General features: G+C 61.9%; 9 protein-coding genes. 6 read left to right on the top strand and 3 right to left on the bottom strand.

All coding sequences use genetic code 11. The features are described 5' to 3' along the window. Positions 1-67 precede the first annotated feature (67 nt). Positions 68-607: a hypothetical protein gene (locus tag ACZ5LB_RS03700; RefSeq protein WP_464604781.1), complete on the top strand. Its 540-nt coding sequence runs from the start codon at positions 68-70 to the stop codon at positions 605-607. Between the two features lie 193 nt (positions 608-800). Beyond that, the gene (locus ACZ5LB_RS03695; protein ID WP_464604780.1) at positions 801-1,520 is read left to right on the top strand and encodes an RHS repeat domain-containing protein; all 720 of its coding nucleotides are present in this window, start codon (positions 801-803) and stop codon (positions 1,518-1,520) included. 166 nt (positions 1,521-1,686) lie between these two features. On the opposite strand, the gene ACZ5LB_RS03690 is transcribed toward ACZ5LB_RS03695, so the two are convergent. Next, a complete protein-coding gene (locus ACZ5LB_RS03690; RefSeq protein ID WP_464604779.1) occupies positions 1,687-1,983 on the bottom strand; it encodes a hypothetical protein in 297 nt (98 codons plus the stop codon). A 719-nt stretch (positions 1,984-2,702) separates the two neighbouring features. Continuing rightward, the gene (locus ACZ5LB_RS03685) at positions 2,703-3,113 is read right to left on the bottom strand and encodes a helix-turn-helix domain-containing protein (RefSeq protein WP_464604778.1); all 411 of its coding nucleotides are present in this window, start codon (positions 3,111-3,113) and stop codon (positions 2,703-2,705) included. Positions 3,114-3,214: 101 nt separating this feature from the next. On the opposite strand from ACZ5LB_RS03685, the gene ACZ5LB_RS03680 reads away from it, so the two are divergent. The 4 genes from ACZ5LB_RS03680 (at position 3,215) to ACZ5LB_RS03665 (ending at position 8,653) form a co-directional block, all read left to right on the top strand. Then, positions 3,215-6,130, top strand: a complete 2,916-nt coding sequence (locus ACZ5LB_RS03680) for a CHC2 zinc finger domain-containing protein (RefSeq protein ID WP_464604777.1) — start codon at positions 3,215-3,217, stop codon at positions 6,128-6,130. Beyond that, positions 6,127-7,158 carry a site-specific tyrosine recombinase XerC gene (gene xerC / locus ACZ5LB_RS03675; protein ID WP_464604776.1) on the top strand — a complete coding sequence of 344 codons (1,032 nt, stop codon included), beginning with the start codon at positions 6,127-6,129 and terminating at the stop codon, positions 7,156-7,158. Before ACZ5LB_RS03680 ends, xerC begins: the two co-directional genes overlap by 4 nt. Positions 7,159-7,191: 33 nt before the next feature. Further along, on the top strand, positions 7,192-7,785 hold the full coding sequence (locus ACZ5LB_RS03670; protein ID WP_464604775.1) for a hypothetical protein: 594 nt from the start codon (positions 7,192-7,194) through the stop codon (positions 7,783-7,785). Between the two features lie 148 nt (positions 7,786-7,933). After that, positions 7,934-8,653, top strand: coding sequence for an RHS repeat domain-containing protein (locus ACZ5LB_RS03665; RefSeq protein WP_464604780.1), 720 nt, complete (start codon positions 7,934-7,936; stop codon positions 8,651-8,653). Between the two features lie 166 nt (positions 8,654-8,819). On the opposite strand, the gene ACZ5LB_RS03660 is transcribed toward ACZ5LB_RS03665, so the two are convergent. Next, positions 8,820-9,116 (bottom strand): hypothetical protein, encoded by a 297-nt coding sequence (locus ACZ5LB_RS03660; RefSeq protein ID WP_464604779.1) that lies wholly within the window; start codon positions 9,114-9,116, stop codon positions 8,820-8,822. Positions 9,117-9,483: the final 367 nt, after the last annotated feature.

Raw genomic sequence — 9,483 nt, 5'->3', positions numbered from 1 at the left:
TCGCGAGCTGGTGGGGTCGGGAATTCCAACCTCCTGACCGCGAGCCCCCCCTTTGGGGGAGGATACGATGAACGTTAAGCAGAAGAAGGCGCGGCACTCGAAGATGCAGGCAAAGACCCTGAAGCTACGCGGGGAATTCTGGTCGGAGATCACCGAAGAGGACCTCTGGCATCGCAAGCGTCAGGACGGATGGATCACGATCCCCAGGACCATGCCCATCATCATCAACATCATCGACGCGCTCACCAAGAACGCCTCGGCTGGGAACACCTACTTCACCCTGTGGTGTCGGAGCTTTGACGAGCAGGTAATCGAGATCGGAAATCCCGCTGACCTGGCGTCCGAATCCGGTTTCTCAGGCGAGCGAGCCGTCTATACCTGGCGGCAGCGCATGAAATCCCTTAAGAGCATGGGATTCATTGATAGCTATACCGGAAGCCATGATTACCAATTCGTTCTCCTATTCAATCCCCACAAGGTGATCAAGAAGAAGAAGGGGGAGATCCCGGCAAACCTCTACAGCCAGTTGTTCAGCCGGGCTCTCGACATTGGAGCGCGAGACATGACGGAAGAGGACAAGGAGACTGGGCAGGAGAGTGAGGATTAGCTGCGGAAGGGCGAGGAAGGGGGCCCGGGGCGGGGCGTTCCGCTCCGGGCTTCCTTCTTTAGCTGCCTGCTTTTCAGCCGCCAGAGGTGCATCGGGGGGTCTCCGGAGCTACAATGGTTTCAGATCATTGAAAAGCCCAGTGCCACAAGGGGAAGTGCCCTCTCGAAGGCCGGAGTCGCATAGGGGCACCTACATGCAGGCGCGGTTCTATCTGCCCATGTATGGGAGGTTCGCAAGCCCGGATCCTAAGAGGGATGTGCATTTCGAGGACACGCAGGGTTGGAACATCTACTCCTATTGCCAGAACAACCCAGCCATGAGAATCGATCCGGATGGCATGGAGGATGGGTTCCCTTCTGCAGGGCCCTCTGGTGGCGATCTGGCTTACGCGGCATCGGCAATTTGGTCGGGAATTAAAGCAGGAGCTAAAGTTGTTGCGAATGCATGGGTTAGTAGTGCCCATGAGCTGCAAAACGACCCGGAGTTCATGGCAGCAGCGAGGAACATCAACGAGATGACGTTAATTGTTCCTATCCCAGTTCAAGTACCTACACCTGCTAGTCCTGGCCTTGCTCCTGTAACTCCGGAGGGTGTCGTCGTCCCGCTCGCTCCTGTAGTTCCAGCGACTACCCCATTGGCTATCCCAAGTCCTGCCGTGGCAGCGATGAGTGGAGGGCGCGGCGACCAATATGGACATAAGAGCGGTAAGAATGAAAAGCACAGTAATCCTGATGCAAGAAATGCCGCCAAGGAAAAGCTTGATGCAAAGCAGGCGGAACTTACTAAGGCAAAAAAGGCTAACGATTTGTCCAAGGAAGGCAGGCAAAACCTTCGCGATTTGGAACGCGAAATCAAGCATCTCCGAAGGAAGATGGAGGACACTGGGGAAACGCATGGTCGAGGAGGGAAATAGTCGCGATGGATAGCTTGTTTACGGTTATTCTCAACTTTCGAGAAGGTATTTACATTCGACAAGTAAGCGCCTCGACCCCTTGGGTGGGACTGCAGCAATGGGCGCGCGATTTGGACACGACAGGCATTCCAGGGATGGGTGAGAAATCAAAAATTGAGTTGATTGATTATTTCAACAAATTTTCGGATTTAGCTTCTCCAACGCCAGTGGAAAGAGTTAATAGTGTTTGGTGTTCACTGGCCGGACTGAAGTCTGGATTTTGTTTGATATACATAGTGAAAACCAGCGCAAAGTAACGATAGCCGAGTTTTCGTAACAGATCCAGTGATGGTTTGGTCTTCTCCTTTTTCCCCCGACCCACCCCACCGCAGGCGCCGTCCGGCTCGCCCCGGGCAAAGGCCGCGCCTGCGCACCGCTGCGCGGCGCTCCAGCACGCCCTCTGCAGCGGGGCGCCCGTGATCAAGCTCGTCCCATTCGATCGTGCAGAGGGAAAGCGGCGGCCTCGGACGGCGGCAGCGTTGAGGGCCCAACGGTCCCCCCAGTTCGCCCGTCCATCATCCATGGCCGCCCTGCGCGTCGGTCGGCAGTCGTCGCATTTTCGATAATGATCATTATCGAAAATGGTTTTGGTGAACCCCTCGTCAGCTGCGCTGCCGAGCGCTTCATAAAACTCCCGCCGCCTGCCTAGACATAACGGTTCGCTATGTCTCCCGCCGCGCAGGGCTCTTTGGCTTCGTTGGGCGTCCATCAGGTTGAGGGGGTTGGGCAATTGTGGCCCTTGCCTGATGCTCGATCGCGCCGTCCGGCTCGACCTCGCCAGGGCCGCGCCTCCGCTGCGCTGCAGCACGCCCCTGGCAGCGAGGTCGCCCGTGGAGGGCGCCGACCCACCCCGCCCTCCCAGGACCGCCCAGAGGCGGCGCGACGCTCGCGCCCAGCCCATCACCCCTGAGAGCGGGGGGTGATGGGCCGGGACGGACGCAGCAGGAACGAAACGGGGAGGAGCCCCGTAAAGGGCTGCAAGAGAGGGAGGGATCCGAGCCGAACCCCGCAGCAGGAGCGGTTTCGGCCAGCGACGCGAAGATCTCAGTACGTACCAAAAACAGCCCCCCAACCCCCAGAGGTCCCGGAGGGCGGCTTTTCCTTTTAGCTGCTAAAGAGAAAACCTGGAGCGGCCCGGGCGATTCAGTGGGCCGTCTGGGCCAGGAGTCCATCCAGCATTTCCATGAGGACCTGCTGTTTGGTGCGAGGCAGTTGACTGATGCGCTCGAACTGTTTCTGCAGCCTCGGTGCGGGGCCACGTTTGCCCGGCTTCAAGGACTGTCCCAGGAGCTCGTCCACGGTGGCGTTCAGCTTATCGGCCAACCTGGGAAGCATGGACGCCGGAAAGCAACGGTCCCCGCTTTCATAGTGGGCGAGGGTCTGCTGGGCAATGCCGATCAGATCTGCTAGCTGCTGCTGGGTCAGGTTCTGAGCTTTGCGAGCGCTCGCGATGCGGGCGCCGAGGGCTTTGAAGAATTCGGTGTCATGACTGTCCACGGGCATCCTGCTCGTTTCGGTTGCAGTCATGAGGATAGGGTCGGGTTCCAGGGCCATGGTTCGTTCCGGGGTTGACGTTACCCCTGTCCGGAGTAACCTGCAAGCGAGATGATTTTGCAAAAACCTACTTGACAGGTTTTTAGCGGACGGAGGATTTCATGGCCCGTATTCCTGATTCCGAATTGGAGCGCCTGAAGGCCGAGGTTTCCGTAGAGCGGCTGGTGGAGGCGGCGGGGATCGAGCTGACCAAGAACGGCAAGGACCGTCTGGGCCGGTGCCCGTTCCACGCCGACGGTGAGGCCTCGCTGGTGGTGACGCCGGGCAAGAATCTGTTCCATTGTTTCGGCTGCGGCGCCGCGGGCGGCCCCATCGACTGGGTGATGAAGCTCCAGAACCTCGGCTTCCGCGAGGCGGTGGCGCAGCTGCGAGCGGAAGATACAGTTCCGGAAAAGCCAAGTTCGACGCGGCGGCTGCCGCCCCCCGTGGCGTTCGACGCCGACGACCAGGCCCTCCTAGGCCAGGTGGTGGACTACTACCACGAGACCCTGAAGACCACCCCCGAGGCCCTGGACTACCTGAAGTCCCGGGGCCTCGCCGACCCCGAGGCCATCGAACGGTTCAAGCTGGGCTACGCGAACCGGACCCTGGGCCTGGGGCTCCCGGGCAAGCAACTCAAGGCCGGCGCGGAGATCCGGGACCGGCTGACGCGGCTGGGCCTGATCCGGGAGTCGGGCCACGAGCATTTCAACGGCAGCCTGGTCATCCCGGTCCTGGACGAGACCGGCGCCGTCACTGAACTCTATGGCCGCAAGACCCGCGACGACCTGCGCAAGGGCACGCCCAAGCACCTCTACCTGCCAGGCCCGCACCAGGGCGTTTGGAACATCCAGGCCCTGAAGGACAGCAAGGAGCTCATCCTCTGCGAAGCCCTGATCGACGCGTTGACCTTCTGGGTGAACGGTTTTCGCAACGTGACAACGGCCTATGGCGTGGAGGGGTTCACCCCGGACCACCTGGAGACCTTCAAGAAGCACGGCGTGGAGCGGGTGCTGATCGCCTTCGACCGGGACGAGGCCGGCGACCGCGCTGCGGCGAAGCTGGCCGTGAAGCTGCGGGCGCAGGGCATCGCCTGCGCCCGGATCCAGTTCCCGAAGGGGATGGACGCCAACGCCTACGCCCTCAAGGTCCAGCCCGCCGCCAAGAGCCTGGGCCTGGTGATCCGCAGCGCGCAAGGCCTGGGCGAAGGCGAGGCCCAGGAGCCTCCGGTGGCCCTCTCCGGACCGCCCGCAGCGCCCGTTCCCGAGCCGATCCCCGCGGTGCCGGTTCCCGGGGAGGGCCAACCCTGGAACCTGGACGGCAAGGACCTCCACCTGACCCTGGAGGGGCGCCACTACCGGGTCCGGGGCTGGGACAAGCCGCTGAACCCGGAGACGCTGAAGGTGAACCTGATGGTCAGTAGGAGCGCCAGCCCCTTCCACGTGGACACCCTGGACCTGTACCAGGCAAAGGCGCGCACCGCTTTCATCCGCCAAGCCGGGCTGGAACTGGGAGAGGGGGAGGAGGCCCTGAAACGGGACCTGGGCCAGGTGCTGCGCACGGTGGAGGCGCTCCAGGCCGAACAGCTGGCCGCGGCGCTGAAGGCCAAAGAGGCCCGGCCGACGCTGTCCGAGGCCGAGCACGCCGAGGCCCTGGAGCTGCTGCGTTCGCCGGACCTGATGGAACGGATCCTGCGCGACTTCGAGGCGCTGGGCGTGGTCGGGGAGGAATCCAACAAGCTCACCGGCTACCTCGCGGCCGTCTCGAGGCTCCTGGACCGGCCCCTGGCGCTGCTGATCCAGTCGGCCTCGGCCGCGGGCAAGTCCAGCCTCATGGACGCCGTGCTGGACCTGGTGCCGGAGGAGGAGGTGGTGCGCTATTCGGCCATGTCGGGCCAGAGCGTGTTCTACCTGGGCGACAAGGGCCTGCAGCACAAGATCCTGGCCATCGCCGAGGAGGAGGGCGCGAGGCAAGCCGCCTATGCCCTCAAGATCCTCCAGTCCGAAGGCCGCGTCACCATGGCCTCCACCGGCAAGGATCCGGCGACGGGGATGCTCACCACCCACGACTACACAGTGGAGGGGCCGGTGATGCTGTTCCTCACGACCACCGCCATCGACCTGGACGAGGAACTGCTGAACCGCTGCCTGGTGCTGACGGTGAACGAGAGCCGGGAGCAGACCCGGGCCATCCACGCCCTGCAGCGCAGCCGTGAGACCCTGGAGGGCCTGCTGGCAAAGACGCGGCGGGAGGACCTGCTGAAGCTGCACCGGAACGCCCAGCGGCTGCTGCGGCCCCTGGCGGTGGTGAATCCCTACGCCCACCAGCTGAGCTTCCGGGACGATCAGACCCGGAGCCGGCGGGATCACGTGAAGTACCTGACCCTGATCCGGAGCATCGCCCTCCTGCACCAGTTCCAGCGCGAGGTTAAGACCCACGGCGGCCTGCGCTACCTCGAGGTCCAGCCCTCCGACATCGCCCTGGCCAACGAGCTCGCCCAGGAGGTCTTTTCCCGGACCGTGGACGAGCTGCTGCCCCAGACCCGCAAGCTGCTCACGCTGCTCCACGGCTGGGTGCGCGAGGCCTGCCAGCGGGAGAACGTCACCCAGGCGGAATTCCAGTTCACTCGCCGACAGGCGCGGGAGGCCACCGGCTGGGGCGACACGCAGATGAAGCTCCACCTGGCGCGGCTGGTGGAGCTGGAACTGCTCCTGCCCCACACGGCTGGGCACAAGCAGCCGTTCCGCTACGAACTGCTCTACGCCGGCGAGGATGCCGAAGGCCGAGCCAGGCTCCTGGGCCTGATCGAGGTCCAGGATCTGGATACGACCCAGTGCGGTCGGGGTCCGGAGCTCATGCGGTCGGGGTGCGGTCGGGCTCCGGTCGGGGTCCAGTCGGGGCCTGGTCGGGGTGCGGTCAGAGCCGAGGATCCCAGCAATGACGGGCATCCGAATGGATTCCCCGGCTCCCGCCGCGAAAACGCACGTCCAGGGATCCATGTGCCGGTCCTGTCGTACGCGAATGGCGGTGGCCATTGAAGGGGCGCGCGGGTCGAGGCGGGCGCAGGCCGGTGCTGCCGCCCCTGGCGGGCGCGGAGGATCCGGACGGCCTCGTCAACCACCTGGAGCGCTACCTGACGCACATGGGGATCCAGGGCCAGTCGCCGCATTCGGTGGCCTCCAGCAAAGCCGCACTGCGGCGGTTCATCCGGTGGTGCCAGGAACGGAGCGTCCTTCGGCCCGGCCAGGTGGACCGGGCCCTGGTGGAGCGGTTCCAGGCATCCCTGTTCCACCACCGCAAGCGGAACGGGGAGCCACTGACGGCCCGGAGCCAGCAGTTCCTGCTCATCCCCCTGCGGAACTGGTTCAGCTGGCTGGTGAAGCAGGGGCACCTGCTCTACAGCCCGGCGGCGGAACTGGAACTGCCCAAGGTGGTGCGCCGGCTCCCCAAGGCCATCCTCTCGGCCTCAGAGGCCGAGGCCGTGCTGGCCGTGCCGGACGTGGAGACCCCCATCGGCCTGCGGGACCGGGCCATCCTGGAGACCTTCTATTCCACGGGGATCCGGCGCACGGAGCTGACCCGGCTGGTCCTGACCGACGTGGACCGGGAGCGCGGGACCCTCATGATCCGCGAGGGCAAGGGCGGGAAGGACCGGATGATTCCCATCGGGGAGCGAGCCCTGGCCTGGATCGCAGCCTACCGGGACCGGGCACGGCCCGAGCTGGTCGGGCTGCAGGATGACGGGACGCTGTTCCTCAATGCCCTGGGCAACCCGCTCAAGCCGTTCCATCTGACCACCCTGACGCGGAACCTCGTGATCAAGTCGGGCATCGGCAAAGAGGGAGCCTGCCACCTGTTCCGGCACACCATGGCCACGCTGATGCTGGAGAACGGCGCGGATACACGCTACATCCAGGCCATGCTGGGCCACGCCAGCCTGGAGACGACGCAGATCTACACGAAGGTGAGCATCCGGGCGCTGAAGGCCATCCACACGGCCACCCATCCAGGGAGGATGCCGGAGGCCGGGAGCCATGACCTGGAGGCCCTGACGGGCGAGGGGTAGGCCGCCTAGAATGAGGGGAAGGGCGAGGCGAGCATGTCGAAACAATTCGGTCCAATTTGGCCTCCATGCGAGGCCTTTTACATTCAAAGCATGCTGTTCAACACAAAGGCGGCCATGGAGTCGTTGGAGATCATCGGTACGGTGATGAAGCACCAGAATGAAACCGAGGCTGATACTCCCTATGAAGGCATTGATACATTCGATGTCCTGAACCAGCTCCAGAACTTAATTCTGCATGCAGGCGCGATATCCAAGTATTTCTGGCCCATCAGGAAGGAACACCACGCGCGAGGGATGCAGCTCCGAGAGGCGTTTGGCATCAAAGATGAAAATCCCCTGAAGTCACGCGGCCTTCGGGATGCCATGGAACATTTCGATGAACGCCTGGATAAGTATCTGGCAGATGGGATCGTCGGCATTGTCTTTCCGGAATACTTTGGCCCAAAACCCGGTGGAGACGATCTACCCCATCACCTGATGCGAGGCTATTACGTGGATACGGGGGAATTCCAACTGCTTGGTGAGGTTCACTTGATCCCCGAGATTGCAATGGAGATGCACCGACTCCATGAAGCATTGCAGAAGCGGGATGAGAACGGCGGCCGACTGGTGATGAAGCCCGCCTAACTGCCTCCTCCTTTAGCCGCCTTCCCTTAAGTGGCCGGAGTGTGCGTCGGGGGGTGTCAGGTGCTACCCTGGCAGGAGATCTTTGAAATAACACGGTGCACCAAGGGGAAGTGCGGGTTTCAGCCGGAAAGCGCGGTGGGGTTCCCACATGCAGGCGCGGTTCTATCTGCCCATGTATGGGAGGTTCGCAAGCCCGGATCCTAAGAGGGATGTGCATTTCGAGGACACGCAGGGTTGGAACATCTACTCCTATTGCCAGAACAACCCAGCCATGAGAATCGATCCGGATGGCATGGAGGATGGGTTCCCTTCTGCAGGGCCCTCTGGTGGCGATCTGGCTTACGCGGCATCGGCAATTTGGTCGGGAATTAAAGCAGGAGCTAAAGTTGTTGCGAATGCATGGGTTAGTAGTGCCCATGAGCTGCAAAACGACCCGGAGTTCATGGCAGCAGCGAGGAACATCAACGAGATGACGTTAATTGTTCCTATCCCAGTTCAAGTACCTACACCTGCTAGTCCTGGCCTTGCTCCTGTAACTCCGGAGGGTGTCGTCGTCCCGCTCGCTCCTGTAGTTCCAGCGACTACCCCATTGGCTATCCCAAGTCCTGCCGTGGCAGCGATGAGTGGAGGGCGCGGCGACCAATATGGACATAAGAGCGGTAAGAATGAAAAGCACAGTAATCCTGATGCAAGAAATGCCGCCAAGGAAAAGCTTGATGCAAAGCAGGCGGAACTTACTAAGGCAAAAAAGGCTAACGATTTGTCCAAGGAAGGCAGGCAAAACCTTCGCGATTTGGAACGCGAAATCAAGCATCTCCGAAGGAAGATGGAGGACACTGGGGAAACGCATGGTCGAGGAGGGAAATAGTCGCGATGGATAGCTTGTTTACGGTTATTCTCAACTTTCGAGAAGGTATTTACATTCGACAAGTAAGCGCCTCGACCCCTTGGGTGGGACTGCAGCAATGGGCGCGCGATTTGGACACGACAGGCATTCCAGGGATGGGTGAGAAATCAAAAATTGAGTTGATTGATTATTTCAACAAATTTTCGGATTTAGCTTCTCCAACGCCAGTGGAAAGAGTTAATAGTGTTTGGTGTTCACTGGCCGGACTGAAGTCTGGATTTTGTTTGATATACATAGTGAAAACCAGCGCAAAGTAACGATAGCCGAGTTTTCGTAACAGATCCAGTGATGGTTTGGTCTTCTCCTTTTTCCCCCGACCCACCCCACCGCAGGCGCCGTCCGGCTCGCCCCGGGCAAAGGCCGCGCCTGCGCACCGCTGCGCGGCGCTCCAGCACGCCCTCTGCAGCGGGGCGCCCGTGATCAAGCTCGTCCCATTCGATCGTGCAGAGGGAAAGCGGCGGCCTCGGACGGCGGCAGCGTTGAGGGCCCAACGGTCCCCCCAGTTCGCCCGTCCATCATCCATGGCCGCCCTGCGCGTCGGTCGGCAGTCGTCGCATTTTCGATAATGATCATTATCGAAAATGGTTTTGGTGAACCCCTCGTCAGCTGCGCTGCCGAGCGCTTCATAAAACTCCCGCCGCCTGCCTAGACATAACGGTTCGCTATGTCTCCCGCCGCGCAGGGCTCTTTGGCTTCGTTGGGCGTCCATCAGGTTGAGGGGGTTGGGCAATTGTGGCCCTTGCCTGATGCTCGATCGCGCCGTCCGGCTCGACCTCGCCAGGGCCGCGCCT

The organism is Mesoterricola sp. MK458 (genome assembly GCF_055384935.1).
The sequence above is the reverse complement of the archived record's forward strand: the minus strand, read 5'-3'. Positions and strand labels throughout refer to the sequence as shown.